Below are 20,682 nucleotides of genomic sequence, written 5' to 3'. Positions count from 1 at the left end.
GGGTGGCTCAGTCCTTGACGAACACTTCTCGCGGGGTGTTGCACAGACACTCCGCGCCGCTCTCGGTGATCAGGATTGATTCGGTGATCTCCAGGCCGCCGTCGTCGAGCCACAGCGCCGGCATGAAGTGGAACGTCATCCCGACCTCGAGCACGCTGCTGTCCCCCGCGCGAAACGACATCGTCCGTTCGCCCCAATCAGGGGGGTAGGACAGTCCGATGGCGTACCCGGCACGGCTGTCCTTGTGGAATCCAGCCCGGTTGAGTGCACGGTTGAAGGCGTTGGCGATGTCCTCGCACCGGTTTCCGGGTCTGGCTTCGGCAAGACCGGCTTCGATTGCCTCGAGCACCGCCGCCTCGGCCCTGCGGTAGCGGTCGGGTACACGGTTGAAGAACAGCGTGCGGGACTGCGGACAGTGGTACCGGCGGTGCACGCCGGCAATCTCGAAGAAGGTGCACTCGTTTGCCTGGATCGGTTTGTCATCCCAGGTGAGGTGGGGCGCGGTCGCGTCGAGGCCCGAAGGCGTCAACGGCACGATCGCGGGATAGTCGCCCCAGATGCCGTCTGTGCCGGCGATGGCGCTGCGGTAGATCTCGGCAACCAGCAGGTGTTTCGGCATGCCGGGTTCGGCGGTGTCGAGAATGCGTTGGTGCATGTGCTCGACGATGCGCGCAGCCGCCCGCATGCAAGCGATTTCGGTGTCGCTCTTGACGGCGCGCTGCCAATTGACGAGGCCGGTCGCATCGGCCAGTGTCGCGTTCGCGAGGCCGCTGCGCAATGCCTGGTCGGCCGCTGCGGAATAGTAGTAATTGTCAAGCTCGACCCCAAGCGTGCCACGCGCGAGGCCGCGCTGCTCGAGGACGGACGCGAGGTCGCGCATCGGGTGTTTGTCCGGGTTCTGCACACAGGTGTCGTCGTAACCAAGAATGTTGTCGGTGTTCATCCAGACCGTGCGTCGGGCGCCGAGCGCGTCCATGCCGCGGCCCCACCAGATCGGCTCGCCCGCCTGGCCGATCACCACGGCCTGGTGGGTGTAGAAACTCCAGCCGTCGTAACCGGTCAACCAGGCCATGTTGGACGGGTCGCTGACGATCAGCACGTCGATGTTCCGACGTTGCATTGCCGCGCGCGTTCGTGTCAGCCTGTCGTCGTATTCACGGCGCGTGAACGCGGGAATGGGGTGCGGCTGGTGTGTCATCTGAGTCTCTTCGGGGGGCGCCCGTGCGCAGTGTATCGCGCTGACCGCGACCCGTGCGGACGGGGGCATGGGGTGGTGTTTGCCTGACACCCTGACGCTGAGCCTGCTGCTCGCCGGCGCGGCGGCGGGCGGCTTCGTCAATGGCCTTGCCGGTTTCGGCACAGCGCTTTTCGCGCTGGGATTCTGGTTGCTCGTGCTGCCGCCGATTGAGGCCGTGGCCCTTGCTGCGAGCCTCTCCGTGCTCAGCGGCCTGCAGGGCGTCTGGGTGGTGCGTCACGGCATCGCCTACCGGCGGCTGGCGCGTTTCGTCGTGCCGGCGGTGCTCGGCTTGCCGTTGGGCGTCGCCTTGCTCCAGCACCTGGACGCGGGCCCGCTGCGGCGCCTGATTGCCGTGTTGCTGCTTGGCTATGGCGTGTGGTTTTCGATCCGGGCGCTGCCGCGCTGGCGTGGCGTGCCGCGGTGGGCAGACAGCGGTGTGGGATTCCTCGGTGGGTTGCTCGGCGGCATGGCCGGCCTGTCGGGCGCACTGCCGATGCTGTGGTGCAGCTTGCGTGGCTGGAGCAAATCCGAAACCCGTGGCGTGTTGCAGCCGTTCAACGTCGTCGTGCTGATTCTCGCGGTGGCCTACTACGGTGTACTGGGTCACCTGGACACGGCGTTCCTCGTCAAACTGGCAATCAGCCTGCCTGCCACCTTGGTCGCGGCCCAGCTCGGCATCGGTCTGTTCAATCGCCTCAGCGACGCGCAGTACCGCCGTTTGCTGGTCTCGTTGATGGTGTTGTCCGGTCTCGGCTTGCTGTTGCGAGAGGGCGTCGGTTGATTCCCTCCCGGGTCCGGCTCAGCCGTCGTCAAGCGCGACGTCGGTCAGCTCGATCAACGGCGTTTGCCGCAAGGTCGGCATCGGGTAGTCCGGGGTTTGCCGCAGAAACGCCAGTGAGAAGTCCGGGTCCAGTCGGTGCAGTCGACGCAAGGTCTTGCGCGCCAGGTCCGGTTGCCCTGTGGCGATGTACAACGCGTAGAGGTGTTGCAACGGCGCCTTGAAATCCGGCGAACCGAGTAACGCGCGCTGTGCCCACTGAATCGCCTCGGCGTGGTCACCCTGTCTGAGGTGGGCAATCGACAGAAATTGGCTGCACCAGTTGTACATCGGGGTGTGGCTGCCGAGTTGCACGCCGCGTGTCGCCAGGCGCAGCGCGTCGGTGATCCGGCCGCTGTGCAACCGACACACCGACGCACACACGTTTGCCATGGCGAGCCCGGGGTTGAGGGCCAACGCGTCTTCGGCCATCGCCGAGGCGGCGTCGAGGTCCTGCTCGAGGAACAGCGTCGGTTGACTCAGCAGGGCCAACACCATCGGGTTGCGAGGGGCTTCGGACAAGGCGGCGTTGGCCAGGGCGCGGAACCGCGCGACCGTGTCGGCCTGGGTCAGGTGGGACGCTTCGAGGTGCACGAACAACAAGACAAGCGCGCGCCAGGCCTGCTGGGTGGGGTGGGGCCGGAGGGCGTGTGCCTGGTCCAGCAGCCGTTGGCTCTCCATCAAGTGCGCCGGCACGAAACTGAACATCAGCCGCACGGCCTCGCCGACGAGGTGGTCCGCGCGGGCGTGCAGGTTGGTGGACCGCTCGGGAGTCCACAGGGCTTTGAGCACGTGATCGCAGGCCGCGTGCGCGATCGCGTAGAGCGGTGTGTCGTCCGCGGTCACGGCCGCGTCCGCTGCGTCGAAACTGCCGCGCCAGAGCAATTCCCGACCGCCCGCGCGCTTGAGCGCCAGTGCGTAGGCGCGCGTGTCGTCCGCGCGGTAGGGCACGATTTGCAGCAGCAGGTCGTGCGGACTGCGTTGCTGCACACCGGCGTCGTGGTATTCGATGCACTGCAGCGGTGTCTGGGCAGCCAGCGTACTCAGAATCTGGGTCTGAAGTCGGTCGACGTGTCGGTTGAGTTCGATGTCTTCGTCAACCTGCACCCAGAGTGTGCGACGGCCCGAATCGCCTGGGTGTGTGGGGTCGGCGTCGGGTTGCGCGCGGTCCCGGTCGCGCTGGCGCTCGGCCTCGAGCCAGAGCCCGAAGGCTGGCGCCTGCAAGGTGATGCCCTCGAGCAAGCTGCCGTGGTCCCGGTTTGCGGGGGCCCGGGCGAACGCGAACAGGGCGGTGTCCAGCCAGACCTCACTGTGGCTGGTTTGCAACAGGTGTCGGGCGGGTGTCCGCGAGCGTGCGAGGTGTTTGCGAATGGCCGTGAGGCAGGAGCGCAGCGACATCTGGCGTGAATGCGGTTCCGACGTCCAGAGCATGGACTCGATCTCGCGCCGCGCCATGCGGGCCTCGCTGTTGCGGGCCAGCAAGCCGATCAGCGCGCGGGCGTGTTTCCCACTCGGCGTCAGATCGACGCCGTCCGAGTCGATCAGTGCGATTGTACCGTGGAGCTGAAGTGTCGCCTGAGCCATCTGCTGCCGCTGCCACCCGGGTTGGCTGTGTGTTGTCGCTGCGGTCCGGCGGTCCGGCGGTCCGGCGCACCGGCGGCCTGGAGCACCAGCGCACAGGCGCACCGGTTGCGTCAGCGAAATCCTACACCGGAATGGGCCTGGGAACCGGGTCGGGTCGACCGGCTACCGGCCCCGGACAGCCGGGGTCACGGGTTCACTCGTCGAAGTGGATGATGCGCTTGTCGCAGGTGTAGCCGAGCACGCACTGGCGGGTGTCCTGCGCCCGCCAGGTGGAGCGCACCGCGTCGTGCGTGAAACTGTCGCAGGCGTCGCGTGACGCGTGTACCGTCAACTGTCCAAACCGCACCTTGAAGGTGAGTTTGCCCTCGTCCTTGACACGCTCAATCAGGCTAGCGCAACGGTAGTCGCGGGAGTGCAGGGTGTCGGCGTGGACAACGGGTAGCAGCGCACCGGTCGTCAACACCGTGGCCGCGAGCAGGGATCGCAGTGGAGTGGGCATGGCTGGCTGTCCTCGTGACCGACGCGACGCTGCGCCTGTTTACAAAGACCGGTTTTCATGGCTTCGGTTCCGGTCTGCTCGACCGTGCGGGTCTCTACCTACCCGCCGATGAAACCGCCGGACTGCCGGTGCCATAGCGCGGCGTAGTGTCCGCCGCGCGCCACCAGTTCCTCGTGGGTGCCGGTTTCGACGATCCGGCCGTTGTCGATGACCACGAGGCGGTCCATGCGGGCGATGGTCGACAAGCGGTGCGCGATGGCGATCACGGTCTTGCCGCGCATCAACGCGTCGAGGCTGTCGGATATGGCGGCCTCGACCTCGGAATCGAGTGCCGACGTGGCCTCATCGAGCACGAGTATCGGTGCATCCTTGAGCAGGACACGGGCGATCGCGATGCGCTGGCGTTGTCCGCCGGACAACTTGACGCCGCGCTCGCCCACGTGGGCCTGGTAGCCGGTGCGCCCCTTGGCGTCCTGCAAGGTGTCGATGAAGTCGACCGCCTCGGCCTGGTGTGCCGCCGCCGCGATCGCGGCAGCGCTGGCGTCCGGTTTGCCGTAGCCGATGTTGTCCGCGACCGAGCGGTGCAACAGCGAGGTGTCCTGGGTGACCACGCCGATCGCCGCGCGCAGGCTGCGTTGGCTCACGCGGTCGATGCGCTGGCCGTCGATCCGAATCGCGCCAGCGTCCACGTCAAACAGGCGCAGCAACAGATTCACCAACGTCGACTTGCCGGCGCCGCTCGTGCCGACCAGGCCGATCCGCTCACCGCCGGCGATCCTGAGGTCGAAGCGCTCGAACACGCCGGTCTGGCCGGGGTAGGCGAAGTCGACCGCGTCGAACTCGATCAAGCCCGCAGACAACGCGAGCGGCGTGGCGTCGGCCGCGTTGGTCACGTTCAGCGGCTTGGACAACATCTGCATGCCATCGAGCGTGGTGCCGATGTTCTCGAACAGGTGGTTGATCTCCCAGCCGAACCAGTGCGACATGCCCTCGATGCGCAACACCAGCCCGATGCTCACCGCCACGGCACCGGCGCCGACATCGCCCCGCAGCCACAGCCACAGTGCGAGCGCTCCGGACGCGATCAGCAGGGTCGTGTGGAGAAGGCTGAACGCCACCTCGTACACCGTGGACAGGCGCATCTGCTCGTCGACCGGCTTGCGAAATTCGACCATGCCCTCGCGGGCAAACGCGGACTCCCGCGCCGCGTGGGAAAACAGCTTGACCGTCGTGATGTTGGTGTAGGCGTCGGTGACGCGGCCGGTCATGTTGGAGCGTGCATCCGACTGAGCCTCGGCGATGCGCGCGAACCGCGGCACGAAGTAACGCATGCCGGCGGCGTAGGCGATCAACCAGACGCCGAAGGGCAGCGCGAGGCGCCAGTCAAGTTGCGCGACCACGACGAAGATGCCGGTCACGTAGGTCAGCACGTAGACAAACACGTCGGTCAGCTTGGTCGCAACGTCGCGCACCGAGAGCGCGGTCTGCATGAGCTTGGTGGAAATCCGCCCGGCGAATTCGTCCTGATAGAAGGCCGCACTCTGGCGCAGCAGGTAGCGGTGAAAATGCCAGCGCAGGCGCGCCGGGAAATTGCCGTAGATGCCCTGGAACATCGTCAGGTTGAACAACGCCGACACGATCGGTAGGCACACGGCCGCTACCGCTGCCAGCGCGAGCATCGGGCCGTAGGCCTCGAGCAAGGTCGCGGGGTCGTGTTCAACCAGCGCGTCGACGAGGTGACCGAGGAAGGCAAACAACCAGATTTCGATCGCACCCGCGGCACAGGCGAGCGCCGACACAGCGGCGAACACGCGCCAGTGCGGGCGAATGAAATACAGCACGAAGGCCGAGAGCCGGTTGGGCGGCTGCGCTGCCTCGTCCTCGGGGAACGGCTCGATCAGCGATTCGAAGTAGTCGAACACTCGACGCACGGCGCACCGCCACGGAAACGGGAAAGTTGCCATTGTCGCACAGCGCTCGTGCGGCGCGTGTGCCGTGTGTTTAGTCAGAGGTGGTCGCGCAACAGCGTGCCACACGCGTCCGGCGGTGGCGGACAGCCCACGGCGGTGCACAGGGTGTGGACCATCGCCTGATTGGATGTCACAACAGGTTTGCCAAGGGTGGCCTCCAGCGCCTCGACAGCTTCGACCGACCGCATGTCGGTGCACGAGAGCACAATGGCCTCGGCCTCGGGGTGGTCCGCCGCACACCCGAGCGCGTACACCTCGGCTGGCGTGAGCTCCCCCTGGCCGTAGTTGTCGAGGGCGCGGCCGATGTCGTGGCACCTCACCGTCTGCACGCCTGCGTCGGCGAGAAACGCCGTCGCCTGGGTGTTGATCTCACCGAGGTAGGGGGAGGCGAAGCCGACGCGTCGGACCCCGAGGGTGTGCAGCGCCGCCACCAGCGCGCCGGCCGCGGTGATCGACACGGCGCCGCAGCGCTCGGCCAGGGTGGCCGACAACGACTGATCAAATGCCCTTCCGTGCGTCAGCGTGGCCGACGTGCAGCCGTACAGCACCGCGTGGGGCCGCACGCCCGCGATCAACCGAACCGGTTCGTCCACGGGCGAGGCGCCGAGACCGGCCATTTGGTCGGCACCCGGAATGGCCTCGCTGTCGTAGCCGCCCAGGCGCGCGCTGTGCAAGGTCGCACCCGGGGGTTTCAGCCGCACCATGTCCGGTTCGAAGTTGGTGTTGGTGAACGGCACCAACAGGCCGATGCGCAGCCCCCCGCGCGAGTCGATGTCGGTTGGTGCGGTCATGACAAGCTGTCCTCGATGGCGGAGAGTACGGTCGAGATGGTCGGGGGGTCGGCGACCGTGATGCGCAGGCAGTGGCTGAGCCCGTAGCCGCCGAGGGACCGCGCCTGCACGCCACACGACCGCAGGGTGGTGTCGGCACGCGTGCAGGTCTGTGCGTCGGCGAACGGCACCAGCACGAAGTTGGTGTGGCTCTCGGGCGCGGCCAGGCCGAGCGCTCGCACGCCGTCGCACAGTTGGGTGCGCGCCGCACGCGTTGCGGCGACAACGGTCTCGAGGTGGTTCGCGTCTTGTATTGCGGCCGCCGCTGCCCGTTGGCTCGCGCGGGACACGTTGTTCGGGTTGAGCAGTTTGCGCACCTCGGCCGCCAGCGAGGCGTGCAAGGCGCACCAGCCGACGCGTGCCCCGGCCAGGGCGTAGGCCTTGGAGAAGCTGCGGGTGACGACCGTGTCGCCACGCTCGATCAGGGGCCAGAGCACCCCGCCGTCGGCCGGTGCGAATTCGCCGTAGGCCTCGTCCACCACGAGCAGCACGTGGTCGGGCAGGGCCGAGCGCAGCCGGATCAGCTCACGTGGGGGCACGTGGGTGCCAGTCGGGTTGCCGGGGTTGGCGACGAAGACGATGCGGGTGGTGTCCCGCACTGCGTCGAGCAGCGCGTCGACGTCCACCCGGTAGTCCGGCTCCGGCACCGACAGGCGCTCGCTGCCGGCGTGCCGGCACGCGGTGGCAACGTAGGCGTAGCTGTAGTCGCTCGCCAGCACGGTGTCGCCCGGGCCGCTGAACGCCCGGATCACGGCGCCAAGCAACTCCATCGACCCCGAGCCGCACAGCAGGTGGTCGGGCGGCAGGCCGTGCACCCCGGCGATGGCGGCGCGCAAGGCCGTCCAGTCCGGGTCGGGGTAGAGGGCGTGCGCGGTGTGGCCGTCGGCAAGCGCGGCGAGCGCAGCCGGGCTCGGCGGCCAGAAACTCTCGTTCTGGGCGAGCGAGAATGCGTCGCTGTCGAGGTCGGTGAGGGCGTAGGCGGCCATCGCCGCGACCTGTGGTGTGGGACGGATCACGGGGCCTCCGTGCGGCCGTACACGGCCGCGGCGGTATCGGGGTTGACCAGGCCGTTTCTGAGGTCGCGCTCGAGGTCGGCCGCGCTGCGTTGTGACGGCGGGCCATAGCCGCCGCCACCGGGCGTGTCGAACACCAGGGTTTGGCCCGGTTCGATGCGCAGTTCGCCCTTGCCGGGGAAATCGGCGTCGGCGCCATCGAGTCGGATGCGGCCCGGTTCACCGTCGAGGCCACCGGCGCGGCCAGCGGCCGGGTGTTGCACCCGTTCGACCGAGAGGTAGGCGATCACGGCGCCGCCGCCGGACGGGGTGAGGCGGATGCGTTGGCCGAGGCCGCCGCGGAAGCGGCCCGCACCGCCGCTGTCGGGGCGCAACTCGCGTTGCTCGATGCGCACCGGCGCGACCGCCTCGGTGATTTCCACCTGGCTGCCGAACACCCCGCTCGGAAACGCTGTCGCCGACAGGCCATCGAGCTGCGGCCGGGCGCCGGTGCCGCCGTTGTGAACCAACTCGACGGCGAAGGCGTGCCCGCCGTCGCGCGCCACCTCGGGTGCGCTGCGCAGTGGCAGGTCGTACATGCACGACGCGCCCTCGGCTGGCACCGCATCCGGCAACGCCTGGTGCAAGGCGCCGTACACCAGGTCCGGCATCATCTGCCCGAGGGTGTGGCGCATGGCGACCGGTGCCGGCCGCTGGGCGTTCAGAATGCACCCGGCGGGACCGACCACGCGGAACGGCGCGAGGCTGCCGGCGTTGTTCGGGATGTCCGGGCCGACGATGCACCGCAACGCGAACACGGCGTAGGCGGTGGCGTAGTTGAGTGGCACGTTGATGCCTCTCTCCGAGCACCCGTCGGTGCCGTCGAAGTCCAGCGTCATGTCCGCGTCGGTCACGGTCAGACTCGCGGCGAGCGTGATAGGCCGCTCGTAGCCGTCGACGCGCAGCGCGTGGTGGTAGGTGCCGTTCGGCACCGCGCGAATAGCGGCCTCGGTGCCGGTGAGCGAAGTGCTGATGATGTGCTCGGCCAGCGGGTCGAGCGTGTCGAGGTAGAATTCGCGCAACAGCAATTCGAGTCGGGCCACGCCGGCTTCGCAACAGGCAATCAACGCGTAGATGTCGCCCTCGTTGGCCACCGGTTCGCGCGAGTTGGCGCGTACGATGTCCATCAGCAACGCGTTCAAGTGCCCGCGGTCGACCAGTTTGCACGGTGGCACCAGCAAGCCCTCGTCGAACACGTCGCTGCCCTCCGGGCCCATGCCTTTGCCGCCGAGGTCCACGAGGTGCGAGGTGCAGCTGCTGAAGCCGATCACCTCGCCGTTGTGAAAGGCGGGCATCAGCAGCAGAAAGTCGTTCAGGTGGCCCGAGGCGAGCCAGGGGTCGTTGGTGAGGTAGATGTCGCCCGGTCGCATGGTGGTCGTCGGAAAGTGGGCCATCAGCGCGTGCACGGCTTCCGCCATGGTGTTGATGTGGCCAGGGGTGCCTGTGACCGCCTGTGCCAGCATGCGACCCGAGCGGTCGAAGAGGCCGGCCGAGATGTCACCGCACTCGCGCACGATGGGGCTGAACGCGGCCCGGATCAGGGTTTGTGCCTGCTCCTCGACCAGGGCGAGCAAGCGGTTCCATTGCACTTGCAGCAGTGCAGACGATGTCGAAGCGGCCATGTCAACGGGCCTCCCGTGTGAGCACCAGGTTGCCGAACGCGTCGACCTCCGCGCCGAAGTCGGCACTGACCAGGGTGGTGGTTTGGGGTTCGACGACCAGCGCCGGTCCGGTGATCCGGTGGCCGGGCGTCAGCGCGTCACGGTTGACCACGAGCGCCTCGACCGGGGTGTCGTTGAGGTCGCACCGGAGTGTGGTGGTGGTACCGTTCGGTGTGCTGTGGGTTGCTGCGTCAGTCGCCGCCTGGCGCTCGCTCGCCTCGTCGAGCGCGCGCGTGCGCACCGTCACCGACCAATTGAGTATCTCGATCTGCATGCCTGGCACAGGGCGGCTGTATTGCGCCGCGTATGCTGTGTCGAAGGCGTTGCGCACGGCGCCCAGGTCGGTGTCGCGCAGCGGCCGATCGGGCAGCGCGATTTCGATCTCGTGCCCCTGACCGTGGTAGCGCAGGTACGCGATGCGGCTGACGTCCACCGCGGCACCGGGCGCGCCGGCGTCAACCACCGTGCGTGCGTCGCCGATGAGTTCGTCAAACAGGTGGTTGACGGTGTCGAGGTCGAGCGTGTCGAGCAGTCCGTACTGGCTGCGCACGATCTCGAACGACACCGGTGCGTGGAGAAAGCCCAACGCCGACCCGACACTCGGGTCGGGTGGGACGACGATGCGGTCGACACCCGCTGCGCGGGCCACACGCGTCGCGTGCAACGGGCCGTTGCCGCCAAACACGATCATCGTGCGGACACCGAGGTGTTTGCCGGATTCAACGGCGTGCATACGGGCCGCACTCGCCATGTTTTCGTCAACCACACGGCTGATGCCGTAGGCGGCCCGGGCTGCGGCATCCGCGCCAGCGAGGTCGAGGCTCGGCGCGATCTGATCGGCAATCACGCGTCGCGCCTTGTCGGTGTTCAGGGTGAGGCGCCCCTCGGCGAACCGGGTCGGGTCGAGGTAGCCGAGCGTCAGGTCCGCGTCGGTGACCGTCGGCGACACTCCGCCACGGTCGAACGCCACCGGGCCCGGTTCGCTGCCGGCACTCTCCGGGCCGAGTTGCAGGCGTCCGAGCCGGTCGATCGACGCGATCGACCCGCCGCCGGCGCCGATCTCGATCATGTCGATCACCGGGATGCGAACCGGCATGCCGCTGCCTTTGATGAAGCGGGCCTGGCGAGCGATCTCGAACTGCCGGGCGCGTTGCGGCGTACCGTCGATCAGGCAGAGCTTGGCGGTGGTGCCGCCCATGTCGAAAGACAGCGCGTGCGGGAGCTGCAGTTGGCGGGCAATGCGCTCGGCCAGCAGCGCCCCGCCGGCCGGCCCCGATTCCACCAGGCGAATCGGAAAGCGGGCGGCGGTGTCGAGGGTGCACATGCCGCCCCCGGCGGTCATCATCAGCACCGCACAACCGAGACCGGCCTCGTTGAAGCGCCGGTCGAAGTCGTGCAGGTAGCCCGACATCAGGGGCTGGATGTAGGCGTTGGCCACCGTGGTGCAGAGCCGATCGAACTCGCGCGCCTCCGGGCTCACGGCACTCGAGAGCGACACGTGCAGCCCCGGCCGGCGCCGCTGCACGGCGTCAGCCAGCTTCTCCTCGTGTTGCGGGTTGGCGTAGCTGTGCAGCAGACACACCGCCACCGCCTCGGCCTCGAGCGCGTCCAGTTGCACGATGACCGCGTCGATCGCCGCGTCGGTCAGCGGCCGCAGCACCTCGCCGCGGACCGACACGCGCTCGTCGACAGACAGGCTGCGGTGGCGGGGGACCAACAAATCCGGTTTGCGGAGGTTGATGTCGTACTGGCTGTAGCGCCGCTCGTAGCCGATCTCGAGGATGTCGCGAAAGCCCGCGGTGCAGACGGTCGCGACGCGGGCGCCGCGCCGTTCGATCAACGCGTTGGTCGCGAGCGTGGTGCCATGCACCATGCCGTCGACCGCGTCAAAGTGCAGGCCCGCTTCGCCCAACACGCGGGTCGCGCCGACCAGCGCGCCCTCGGCGGGCGCAGCGTGGGTGGTCAGTGTTTTGGTGGTGGCGAGGACAGCCCCGTCGTGCATCAACACCGTGTCGGTGAAGGTGCCGCCAATGTCTGAGGCCAATCGAAGCCCGGAAGCGTTGGTCACCGCAGCGCCCTCCGTTCGAGCCGGGGTGAATACCAGGGGAGACGTCCGCGTCACTCACGGGCGCGCGGCGGCCCGGCGTCAGCGGCCGACGAGGTCGCAGCCGGTGTGGCGGCGAATGCAGGGGTGGCGGTGGGGGGCAGCGGTGTGCATGCTGAAACGCCTGCGGTGGTGGCACGACAGTAGACCGCGACGCGGCGGCGCGTCAACTCCACCCGTGGCGCGGCAGGTCAGCGGTAGCGTTTGCGCGCTTCGGCGAGCAGGCCGGTGCCGACGCTGGTGTAGAGGTCGCCAGCGACGTGCCGAGCCGTCGGGAAGGCGCGTTGGCAGCAGTCGGCGATCAACGGCAAGGCGGTCGAGCCGCCGGTGGTGAACACCGTGTCGACACGGTCGTGCGTCAGGCCGGCCCGGGTCAGCGTTTCGTCCAGGGCCGCGAACACCGACGCGACCGCGTCGCCGATGGCTTCGTGCAACATCGGCCGCGTGAGATCACACGGCGGCACCGGCTCTGTGCCGGCCGGCAACAGCGTATCGAGTGGCACGGCGACCTGCTCGTGCTCGGACAAGGCGATTTTGGCCTGTTCGACCAGCGCCGCCAGGTGGTGTCCGCGGCGGTGTTTCAAGACGTCCAGCAACCGGTCCACGGGCCGCTTGTCCGACAGGTCGCGTTGTACCTGCACGAGCTCCCGTGCGATGTGGCGCTCGTACAACAGGTGGATGCGGTGCCAGGTGGCGAGGTCGAAGTAGTAGTAGCTCGGCATCACCATGCTCGGCCGTTGCGCGAGCGGCACGCCGCGGCCGAAGGTCGGCATGACACCGTGGACCGAAAGATTGCGGTCGAAGTCCGTGCCGCCGATGTGGACGCCGTGATTGGCGAGCACGTCGGCGCTGCGGTCGACGTCTGTGTGGCGGGCCGCCGAGAGCCGGATCAACGTGAAGTCGGAGGTGCCGCCGCCCACGTCGATGATCACGGCGAGCTCTTCACCCTGCACACGCGACTCGTAGTCGAGCGCGGCGGCGATCGGCTCGTACTGGAACGACACGTCGGTGAAACCCGCCAGGCGCGCGATCGTCGCGAGGTGCTCTTCGGCTGCCCGGTCGCGGGCCGGGTCGCTGTCGTTGAAAAACACCGGCCGCCCCATGACGACCGCGTCGAGTTCAGCCTGCCCGTCGAAGACGCGGTTGCCGGCCGCGCGCAGCCGCGTGACGAACAGGCCGATGATGTCGTCGTAGCTCAACGACCGACCGAGGACCTGGGTGTGCTCGCCCATGAGACCGGTGCCGAGCACGCTTTTCATCGACCGCATCAGGCGGCCCGGTTCACCGGCGGTGTAGCGCGACACCGCGCGGCGACCCACGTCGGTTGCGGTGTCCTCGAAACCGAAGAAGATCGCGCTGGGCAGGGTGGTATGAGTGACGCCCTGCGCGTCGGTTTCGAGCGGCACCATGGTCGGCGCGCCGTCCCTGAGCACCGCCAGCGTGGAGTTGGATGTGCCGAAATCGAGTCCACACAAGGCCATGGCGGGTCCGGGGTATCAAAGGGGGCCGCGAAATGCGGCCGCGCAGTGTACTCGCATCGGGGCTGGCATGCACCTCGTTTGCCGTATCATTCCATGTAAATACAGCTACGGCACAAGCACTCAATGCGTCTGCAGCCGAAGTCCTGCGGCACGGTAAAGCGCACGCGCAGCTCACACACACTGGGTCCGCTGTTGACACACCGCGAGATCGCTTTGTTACCGTCGAGGGCCGGGCCCGATGGAGTTCAGCCGTGGAGTACGCACCTGGTATCGATGACTGCCCCTTGCCGTACAGTCCCTTCAAAGCCTGCACGGTGCCGCGGCCCATCGGCTGGTTGCCAACCGTGTCCCCGGCCGGGGTACGGAACCTCGCGCCCTACAGCCAGTGGCAGAACCTGAGCTTCGACCCACCCATGGTGATGTTTGCGGCCAATCAGTACCCGGACGGCCGCCGCAAGGACACCGTCTGCAACGCCGAGCAGACGGGCTGGTTCGTCTGGAACATGGCGACCCGCGCGCTGCGCGACGCAGTCAACCGCTCGGCGATGGCGGTGCCGTCCGACGTCGATGAGTTTGCGCAGGCGGGGGTGACACCGACGGCGAGCGCGCGGGCGCCCGGTCCGCGTGTGGCCGAAAGCCCCTGCCATTTCGAATGTGAATACCTGTCGACCACGCGGCTACCAGGCAACAGCCCGGTCGGTTGGGTCGACGTGGTGTTCGGCCGTGTCGCCCTGATTCACGTCGACGACCGCGTGCTGCTGCCGTCGGGTAAACTCGATATCGCCTCGATCGAACCGATCGCTCGCCTGGGTTACTACGACTACACCGTGGTTCGGGACGTTTTCGAGATGCGCATCCCCGAGGCCTCCGGCGCGGCCGAGGACGGGCTCGAGGGCAAGGCCTGAGGAGCGATCGATGGGTCGCGGCGCGGCGTCGAAGGGACACCTGCCGCAGGTCCGCCTGCCGTTAAAGATTTGCCGTGGTCGGCCGATGGGGGTGTAGTTGTAGTAGAGAGATAAGACATGCGCGGTCGCACCCAGCGGGGATTCACGCTCATCGAGTTGATGATTGTCATTGCGATCATCGGCATCCTCGCGTCGATCGCCCTGCCGAGTTACCGCAGCTACGTCATGCAGGCCAACGTGGCCAGCGGCGTGTCCATGATGGAGGGTGTGAAAACCCAAATCATGGAGGAATACAACCTCAACGGCAGTTTCCCTGCGGCTCGCATCGACTATTTCGTCGACCCTGCGGGCCGCGCTGCCAAGGTCGAACGCATCATCTGGCAACCGATCTGGGATTCGCTGGAGGTCTGGTACGGCGACGAGGCCGGGTCGTTGTTGAGCGGCAAGATCGTGATGATGAAACCCGACCTCAGCAACCCGGCGATGATTCAGTGGGTCTGCAGCAACCACCCACAGGGTGGCCGCCAGGTGCCGGATGACGCCCTGCCGGGCGAATGCGCCCAGGCGTTTTCCTGATACCCCAAATAGTGCAAGCGTGACACTTTGATCAGCGCGGTTCGACGATCGCGATGGCGAGGTCCATCACGTTGGTGTGCGTGGGTCCGGTGGTGAACAGCCCACCGCAAGCCGACAGGAAGGTGCCGGCGTCGGCCGCATCCAATGCCGCCCGGGCGCCCTCGCGCCAGGTGCCACCGTCCACCACCCCACCGGCGTCGCCGGTGGGGCCGTCGCTGCCGTCGGTGCCGGCCACCAACACGCTGATGTGGGGTAGCCCGGCAATGTGCTCGGCGAGCGCCAGTGCCAGGGCCTGGTTGCGGCCGCCGCGCCCCGGTTCGGACGGCAACACAACCGTGGGTTCGCCGCCGTAGAGGTAGACGCCGGGTGTGGCGTCTGCGAGCGACGGGCCGAGGCGTGCCGCCAGGGCGAAGACGTCGTCGTACAAGGCTTCCGCGTTCTCGACCACGGTCAACCCGGCCGCTGTCGCGGCCCCGGCAGCGCGGGCGCGGGCGATGCGGTTGCTGGCAACCAGGCGCGCGCTGCAGCCCGGCCGATCGGTTGGGTCGCCGATGCCGGACCCGATGGTGTCGATGCCATCGCCCTCGACATCCGAGAGGGCGAGTACGGTGACCGGACAGCGACTCGCCGCCACGAGCTTGCCGCCCTTGATGCGGGACGTCGCTCGGCGACGCCGGTTCATCTCGCCGATCGGGAGCCCGCCTGCGAGCATCTCGGCGTTCAAGGCTTGCAGGTCGGCGAGTGTCCAGCCAGCGGGCAGGGCTTCGGCGAGCGCCGAGGCGCCACCGGAGACCAGCAACAGCACGTGGTCATTGGCTGCCGTTGCCGCCATGGCCTCGAGCAGGGCGTGACCGGCGGCGATCGAGTTTGCGTCCGGCACCGGGTGGGCCGATTCGATGACCGTGACGCCGTGCAGGGACCGCAGGGTGTCGCTGGCATGACCGTGTTTGGTCACCACCAGCGTCGGGGTGTCGGGAAAGTGGGTAAGTGCGCCCTCCGCCATGCCACTGGCGGCCTTGCCGACCGCGAGGATGCGTGTTGGCGGGGCGATCGGTTCCGATTCGAGCGCAGTGGCCACGGACCGGTGCCCACCCACCGCATCAACGGCGTCCCACCAGAGTGACTCAAGTCGTGTGCGTCGGGTGGAAGGGGACATACGGGGACTCATCGGGCGACACACGGCGGTGCCGTGGGGAGACAGGTGGCGCAATCGCAGAATTGTGCGGCACTGCCAGAGTGTGCCAGCAGAGTCGCCGGTGCGGCAAGCGGCGCTCAGCGCCAAGCAGCGGCGAGTGATCGACCAACTAAATGCAAGTGCGGACAGGCTGGGCAGCGCTGTCTCACAGCTGACCCGGCAACCTGAACTGCGCGGTGGTGGGGGGCAGGCACACGTCGTTTGAACAGGCCTGCAGGGTCAGGCCGATGGCGTGCGCGCCCGCGGTCGGTACGTCAATGTGCAGCTCGCCCTCGTGCAACAGCAGCTCGGTCGGGCTGTAGTCGAGCCGCTTTCGTGCAGGTCTCGGCAGCGACACGGTCGGTTGTTGCGCAAGCACGGCACCGTTGCTGCCGAGCAATTCGACGTGGGTGGGCGTGAGGTAGTCCTGCAACGGTTCGGTCGCATTGATGTGCCAGCCCGGCTCGATTCGCAAGCTCAGCCGCGTCGCGCCCGCCACGTGTCGGGCGCTGGCAAACACCCGGCCCTGCGAGAGGTGTTGCCGGGGGCCGTATTGGCCGCGCTGCAGGCGGTCGGCGGCGACCAGTGCGGCCGAGGCGACCGCCGGGCGCTCGGCCACGATGCCGCTCAGTGCCTCCATCAACGCCGTTGCGCGGTTTGTGTGTTCGGGGTCGAGCGTGCGGTTGGCCAGCGCGGCGTACAGCGCCAGGGCGCTGCCGTTGCCCGACGGGAAGGCCGAGTCGTCGCGGGACTTGAACCGGGGCATCGCGCTGTCCGCCGGGTTCATGAAGTAGTCGCCGACCCCGGCGTCGTGGAAACGGTGATGCATGTCGGCCGCGAGCGTCTCGGCTGAGCGCAACCAGCGCGCATCGCCGGTGGCGTCGTGCAGCGTGAGGTGCGCGAGCGCGAGCAGCGCGTAGTCGCGCTGTTGTGCTGGCAAGTCGGCACGGCCGTCAAAGAAGACCCGCTGCAGCGTGCCGTCGGCGTCGACCATGGCGGCGTCGACGAACGCGAGTGCCGCCTTCGCGGCCTCGAGGTAAATCGGGATGTCGAGCGTCTGCGCGGCCTCGGCGAGTGCGATCACCACGAGCGCGTTCCAGTCCAACACCCGCTTGGTGTCGCGTTTCGGCGCGGGACGCTGGTCGCGCGCGCGGCGCAACTGCAGCGTGACCTGGCGGAGCGCGAATCCGGTCTCGGCGACGGTCTCCTGGCGTTCGGCGGCCAGCGTTTCGATCGACGTGGCCCGGTGCAGCACGTGCCGGCCGTTGTGCGGGCCGTCGCCGATCACCCCGAAGTGCGCGGCCGCGAGCGCCCGGTCGGTGGCGCGCGGCAGGGCCGCAGCCAGGTCGGCGTCGGTCCAGGTGTAGAAGTGTCCCTCGCCGGCGGCGTCCTCCGCGTCGAAGGCCGAGTAGAAACCGCCGTCGGTATCGCGCATGTCGGTCAGCACGAAGTCCAGGGTGCGGCGCGTGGCGTCGCGGTAGCGTGGGTCCCCTGTCAGTTGGTAGAGCGCGACCAGCACGCGTGCCATCTGCGCTTGGGTGTACAGCATCTTCTCGAAGTGCGGAACACGCCACGACGGGTCGACAGCGTAGCGGTGGAAGCCGCCCTGCAGTTGATCGTGAATGCCACCGTCGAGGATGTTGTCCACGGTTGTCTTCACCGCCTGCAGTGCGGCGCTGTCACCGTCGCGTTCGGCGTGGTGCAGCAGCAGCAGCAGCCACGATTCACGCGGAAACTTGGGCGCGATGTCGAAGCCGCCCTCGACCGTGTCGTGGCGTGAGACCAGCTCGGCCACGGTGGTGTCCAGCAGCGCCGCGTCGAGTACCTCGGCAGCGTGCCGGCTGTTCATGAGCTCGAGCACGTGTGCCATGACCCGTTCGCCGTCGCGGCGGAGGCCGACTTCGGCGTCTTGCCACAGTTCGTTGCCGCGGTGCAGCAGCGCGAGCAGGGCGTCGCGGGGTTCGTAGATCGTGGCGAAGAACGGGTCCAGGTCCGGCGTCAGGAACACGTTGTTGGGCCAACCGCCCCGACCGGTGAGGGTCTGGGTGGCGAGCAGGTAGGGCTCGTCGACGTCCGGTCGCCGCTCCCGATCGACCTTGACGGCAATGAAGTGGCGGTTCATGAGCTCGCCGACCACCGGGTCCTCGAAGCTCTCACGCGCCATGACGTGGCACCAGTGGCAGGTGCTGTAGCCGACCGAGAGAAAGATCGGCTTGTTCTCGCGCCGGGCGCGTTCGAACGCCTCGTCGCCCCAGGGGTACCAATCGATCGGGTTGTGCGCGTGTTGGCGCAGGTACGGGGAAGCGCTGTCGGCAAGGCGGTTCGTCGGCGTTTCGGTTTCGGCAACGTCACCGGTGGCGTGCGCGGGCGCAGCCATCAGCGCAGTCAGCAACAGCAGGGTCGAGGCAGCGGGGCCGATCGCCGGCATGTGGTTATCCGGTGGATGTCAGACCAGGCGTCTGATCGCCGGCGGGCCCGCGGGTTCCGGTGTCAGTGGTCGAGCGTGACGGTGCGCGCCCAATCGCTGATCTCACCCTTGACGTCGCGCATCGCGCCGGGCTTGACCGTGTCATCGGCTTCGGGGAAGGACAGGAACACCGAGGCGAGTGGCTGCCCGCCGGGTTCCATGCCGAGCTGTGCCTGCAAGGCCGGCTCTCGCAGGATGCCGCCGGTGGACCAGTAGTTGGCGACGCCGGCGTCTGCTGCAATGAGCAGCATGTTCTGCACGGCGGCAGCGGTGGCGGCGATGTGTTCGCAATTGACGGTGTTCAGCGGCACCTCGGCAGCGTCGTCGGGCGTCGGGCACCAGTTGACCTGGACCACCGCGGCCGCCGCGGCGAGCAGGGACGGCATCTTCGAGCCCTGCGCGCGTGCCCAGGTGGACGTGGGTTCGGCCGCCGCGCGGGCGCTGATCAGGTCGATGAGCTGCCAGCAGGTCGGCTGCGCAATCACGTAGACCCGCCACGGCACCCGCGAGGTGAGCCTGCCCTGGCAGTGCAACGGGGCGTGTGCCGGCTTGTGGTAGGGCGCGTGCTGCGCGGCCGCGAGCATGGCCTCGAGCGTGGTGTCGAGCCGGTCCTGCTGCGCCGGTGTCAGCGGGGTTCGAACCGCGGTGTTGCGCAGCACCTTCTGCGTGTGGCGGCGAGCGATGCTCTCGTGCAGTGTCGGTGTGGCCATGCGGGGGTCCGGGCGAGTGGTGGCGGTGGGCTGAGTGTAGCAACGCCCGATTCGGGGCCGTTTGACACCGTGGCGTCGGGTGCGGCCCATTGAAGGAGATTTGTGTCGCAGTTGAGCGCGTTGCAGCACGGGGGTGGCGTATCGCGTGCGTATAATGGGCGGATTTCATCCCCTTGCAGGAACCCGCCATGTTCAGCGCCAACGACCGCATTGCCGACCTCGACGCCGAACTCCAGGCTGCGATCGACGCCGAAGTGACCCGCCAGGAGCACCACGTCGAACTCATCGCCTCGGAGAACTACACCAGCCCGCGTGTGCTCGAGGCACAGGGCTCGGTGTTGACCAACAAGTACGCCGAGGGCTACCCCTCGAAGCGCTACTACGGCGGCTGCGAGCACGTCGATGTGGCCGAAGCGCTGGCGATCGAGCGCGCCAAGGCGCTTTTTGGCGCGAACTACGCGAACGTGCAGCCCCATTCGGGCTCCTCGGCCAACAACGCGGTGTTTTTCGCGCTGTTGCAGCCCGGTGACACGGTGTTGGGTATGCGGCTGTCGGACGGGGGCCACCTCACGCACGGCGCGGCGCCGAATTTCTCCGGCAAGTTCTACAACGCCGTGCAATACGGGGTCGACGCCGACGGTATCCTCGACTACGACGAGGTCGAACGGCTCGCGCGCGAGCACAAGCCGAAGCTGATCGTCGCGGGCTTCTCGGCCTACTCGCAAATCCTCGACTGGCAACGCTTCCGTGACATCGCCGACGAGGTTGGCGCGTACCTGCTGGCCGACATGGCGCACGTCGCGGGCCTGGTCGCAACCGGCCACTACCCGAACCCGGTGCCGGTGGCCGATGTGGTCACCACCACCACGCACAAGACCCTGCGGGGCCCGCGCGGTGGCCTGATCCTCGCGCGCGAAAACGCCGAGATTGAGAAGAGACTCAACTCGATGGTCTTCCCGGGCATGCAGGGCGGCCCGCTCATGCACGTCATTGCAGGCAAGGCCGTGGCATTCAAAGAGGCCATGGATCCCGGCTTCACCACCTACCAGCAGCAGGTGGTCGACAACGCGGCGGCGATGGCCGCGGTGTTCATCGAGCGTGGCTACAAGATCGTCTCGGGCGGCACCGAGAACCACCTCTTCCTGCTCGACCTGTCCCCCAAGGGTGTCACTGGCAAAGCTGCCGACGCGGCCCTTGGCAAGGCCCACATCACGGTCAACAAGAACACCGTGCCGAACGACCCGCAATCCCCGTTCGTGACGTCGGGCCTGCGCATCGGCACGCCCGCGGCGACCACGCGCGGCTTCAAGGAAGCCGAGGTGCGCGAACTCGCCGGGTGGATGTGCGACGTACTCGACGACCTCGACAACGCGGAGGTGATCGCCGCAACGGCCGAGAAGGTCGTGGCACTCTGCACGCGCTTCCCGGTGTACCGCGCGGGCTGATCACCGGCTGGCGGCCCCGTCGGGCCGCCCGGGCTCGCACGCCACATCGGCGTGGGGGGGCGGCCCCGGGGGGGGGGGGGGACACAGCCGCGGCCCCCCCCCCCCAAGAACAAACACACCAGGTTTTTTGTGGGGTGGTGGGGGAGGGGGGGGGGAAGCCCGGGTGGGGT

The 20,682-nt window shown here is 68.0% G+C and carries 16 protein-coding genes; 4 read left to right on the top strand and 12 right to left on the bottom strand.

Annotated elements, in window-relative coordinates:
* Positions 1–7 precede the first annotated feature (7 nt).
* Positions 8–1,198, bottom strand: a complete 1,191-nt coding sequence (locus AAGA11_11135; protein ID MEM9603408.1) for a M24 family metallopeptidase — start codon at positions 1,196–1,198, stop codon at positions 8–10.
* Between the two features lie 67 nt (positions 1,199–1,265).
* On the opposite strand from AAGA11_11135, the gene AAGA11_11130 reads away from it, so the two are divergent.
* On the top strand, positions 1,266–2,018 hold the full coding sequence (locus tag AAGA11_11130) for a sulfite exporter TauE/SafE family protein (protein MEM9603407.1): 753 nt from the start codon (positions 1,266–1,268) through the stop codon (positions 2,016–2,018).
* An 18-nt stretch (positions 2,019–2,036) separates the two neighbouring features.
* Here AAGA11_11130 and AAGA11_11125 read toward each other — a convergent pair whose 3' ends face one another.
* The 8 genes from AAGA11_11125 to AAGA11_11090 all read right to left on the bottom strand — a co-directional run bounded on the left by AAGA11_11125 (position 2,037) and on the right by AAGA11_11090 (position 13,235).
* Positions 2,037–3,638: a tetratricopeptide repeat protein gene (locus AAGA11_11125; protein MEM9603406.1), complete on the bottom strand. Its 1,602-nt coding sequence runs from the start codon at positions 3,636–3,638 to the stop codon at positions 2,037–2,039.
* A 193-nt stretch (positions 3,639–3,831) separates the two neighbouring features.
* Entirely contained in the window at positions 3,832–4,137 is a 306-nt protein-coding gene (locus AAGA11_11120; GenBank protein ID MEM9603405.1) for a hypothetical protein, read from the bottom strand.
* Positions 4,138–4,235: 98 nt separating this feature from the next.
* Positions 4,236–6,068, bottom strand: coding sequence for an ABC transporter ATP-binding protein (locus AAGA11_11115; protein MEM9603404.1), 1,833 nt, complete (start codon positions 6,066–6,068; stop codon positions 4,236–4,238).
* Positions 6,069–6,142: 74 nt separating this feature from the next.
* Positions 6,143–6,898, bottom strand: a complete 756-nt coding sequence (locus AAGA11_11110) for an Asp/Glu racemase (GenBank protein MEM9603403.1) — start codon at positions 6,896–6,898, stop codon at positions 6,143–6,145.
* Complete coding sequence (locus AAGA11_11105) at positions 6,895–7,923, bottom strand: histidinol-phosphate transaminase (protein ID MEM9603402.1); 1,029 nt, start codon at positions 7,921–7,923, stop codon at positions 6,895–6,897. Before AAGA11_11105 ends, AAGA11_11110 begins: the two co-directional genes overlap by 4 nt.
* A gap of 26 nt (positions 7,924–7,949) precedes the next feature.
* Positions 7,950–9,611 (bottom strand): hydantoinase B/oxoprolinase family protein, encoded by a 1,662-nt coding sequence (locus AAGA11_11100; GenBank protein MEM9603401.1) that lies wholly within the window; start codon positions 9,609–9,611, stop codon positions 7,950–7,952.
* 1 nt (position 9,612) lies between these two features.
* Positions 9,613–11,718 (bottom strand): hydantoinase/oxoprolinase family protein, encoded by a 2,106-nt coding sequence (locus AAGA11_11095; protein MEM9603400.1) that lies wholly within the window; start codon positions 11,716–11,718, stop codon positions 9,613–9,615.
* A gap of 227 nt (positions 11,719–11,945) precedes the next feature.
* The gene (locus AAGA11_11090) at positions 11,946–13,235 is read right to left on the bottom strand and encodes an Hsp70 family protein (protein ID MEM9603399.1); all 1,290 of its coding nucleotides are present in this window, start codon (positions 13,233–13,235) and stop codon (positions 11,946–11,948) included.
* A gap of 251 nt (positions 13,236–13,486) precedes the next feature.
* Between AAGA11_11090 and AAGA11_11085 the strand changes: the two genes are divergently transcribed.
* On the top strand, positions 13,487–14,140 hold the full coding sequence (locus AAGA11_11085) for a flavin reductase family protein (GenBank protein MEM9603398.1): 654 nt from the start codon (positions 13,487–13,489) through the stop codon (positions 14,138–14,140).
* 117 nt (positions 14,141–14,257) lie between these two features.
* Positions 14,258–14,716 carry a prepilin-type N-terminal cleavage/methylation domain-containing protein gene (locus tag AAGA11_11080; protein MEM9603397.1) on the top strand — a complete coding sequence of 153 codons (459 nt, stop codon included), beginning with the start codon at positions 14,258–14,260 and terminating at the stop codon, positions 14,714–14,716.
* Positions 14,717–14,747: 31 nt separating this feature from the next.
* Here AAGA11_11080 and AAGA11_11075 read toward each other — a convergent pair whose 3' ends face one another.
* The 3 genes from AAGA11_11075 to AAGA11_11065 form a co-directional block, all read right to left on the bottom strand.
* Positions 14,748–15,872, bottom strand: coding sequence for a DUF4147 domain-containing protein (locus AAGA11_11075; protein ID MEM9603396.1), 1,125 nt, complete (start codon positions 15,870–15,872; stop codon positions 14,748–14,750).
* A 184-nt stretch (positions 15,873–16,056) separates the two neighbouring features.
* Positions 16,057–18,318 carry a DUF255 domain-containing protein gene (locus tag AAGA11_11070; GenBank protein ID MEM9603395.1) on the bottom strand — a complete coding sequence of 754 codons (2,262 nt, stop codon included), beginning with the start codon at positions 18,316–18,318 and terminating at the stop codon, positions 16,057–16,059.
* Between the two features lie 62 nt (positions 18,319–18,380).
* Positions 18,381–19,067, bottom strand: coding sequence for a hypothetical protein (locus tag AAGA11_11065; protein ID MEM9603394.1), 687 nt, complete (start codon positions 19,065–19,067; stop codon positions 18,381–18,383).
* Between the two features lie 188 nt (positions 19,068–19,255).
* Between AAGA11_11065 and glyA the strand changes: the two genes are divergently transcribed.
* Positions 19,256–20,512, top strand: a complete 1,257-nt coding sequence (gene glyA / locus AAGA11_11060) for a serine hydroxymethyltransferase (protein ID MEM9603393.1) — start codon at positions 19,256–19,258, stop codon at positions 20,510–20,512.
* Positions 20,513–20,682 lie beyond the last annotated feature (170 nt).

This window comes from Pseudomonadota bacterium, assembly GCA_039196715.1.
Taxonomy (GTDB): domain Bacteria; phylum Pseudomonadota; class Gammaproteobacteria; order CALCKW01; family CALCKW01; genus CALCKW01.
The sequence above is the reverse complement of the archived record's forward strand: the minus strand, read 5'-3'. Positions and strand labels throughout refer to the sequence as shown.

Coding starts and splice junctions, on each gene's coding strand:
- AAGA11_11105 (MEM9603402.1), bottom strand. CDS start 7,923: ATGGCCGCCTACGCCCTCACCGACCTCGACAGCGACGCATTCTCGCTC.
- AAGA11_11110 (MEM9603403.1), bottom strand. CDS start 6,898: ATGACCGCACCAACCGACATCGACTCGCGCGGGGGGCTGCGCATCGGC.
- AAGA11_11075 (MEM9603396.1), bottom strand. CDS start 15,872: ATGTCCCCTTCCACCCGACGCACACGACTTGAGTCACTCTGGTGGGAC.
- AAGA11_11100 (MEM9603401.1), bottom strand. CDS start 9,611: ATGGCCGCTTCGACATCGTCTGCACTGCTGCAAGTGCAATGGAACCGC.
- AAGA11_11070 (MEM9603395.1), bottom strand. CDS start 18,318: ATGCCGGCGATCGGCCCCGCTGCCTCGACCCTGCTGTTGCTGACTGCG.
- AAGA11_11125 (MEM9603406.1), bottom strand. CDS start 3,638: ATGGCTCAGGCGACACTTCAGCTCCACGGTACAATCGCACTGATCGAC.
- AAGA11_11135 (MEM9603408.1), bottom strand. CDS start 1,198: ATGACACACCAGCCGCACCCCATTCCCGCGTTCACGCGCCGTGAATAC.
- AAGA11_11080 (MEM9603397.1), top strand. CDS start 14,258: ATGCGCGGTCGCACCCAGCGGGGATTCACGCTCATCGAGTTGATGATT.
- AAGA11_11090 (MEM9603399.1), bottom strand. CDS start 13,235: ATGGCCTTGTGTGGACTCGATTTCGGCACATCCAACTCCACGCTGGCG.
- AAGA11_11065 (MEM9603394.1), bottom strand. CDS start 19,067: ATGGCCACACCGACACTGCACGAGAGCATCGCTCGCCGCCACACGCAG.
- AAGA11_11130 (MEM9603407.1), top strand. CDS start 1,266: ATGGGGTGGTGTTTGCCTGACACCCTGACGCTGAGCCTGCTGCTCGCC.
- glyA (MEM9603393.1), top strand. CDS start 19,256: ATGTTCAGCGCCAACGACCGCATTGCCGACCTCGACGCCGAACTCCAG.
- AAGA11_11120 (MEM9603405.1), bottom strand. CDS start 4,137: ATGCCCACTCCACTGCGATCCCTGCTCGCGGCCACGGTGTTGACGACC.